A 219-nucleotide genomic window follows, 5' to 3' on the forward strand; every position below is an offset into this window, starting at 1 on the left:
TCTTCTCTTGGCTTATCGCAGGTTAGCACGTCCTTCATCGCCTCTGACTGCCCAGGCATCCACCGTGTACGCTTAATCACTTAACCATACAACCCCAAGAGGTTTCGTATGGCTCAACAACCAAGGTTGTTCATCGTCGTGCGATGAACTGTGTTTCGCCGGACTCTTACACAAGACACTTGAATGTGTGTTGCTTGAGAACTCGTTTCACCGCTCTTA

General features: G+C 48.9%; 1 rRNA gene. It reads right to left on the reverse strand.

From position 1 onward, the window contains the following. Positions 1–86 (reverse strand): 23S ribosomal RNA (locus R2X38_RS26740); the annotation flags it as partial. Positions 87–219: the final 133 nt, after the last annotated feature.

This window comes from Photobacterium rosenbergii (assembly GCF_033022775.1).
Classification (GTDB): domain Bacteria; phylum Pseudomonadota; class Gammaproteobacteria; order Enterobacterales; family Vibrionaceae; genus Photobacterium; species Photobacterium rosenbergii_A.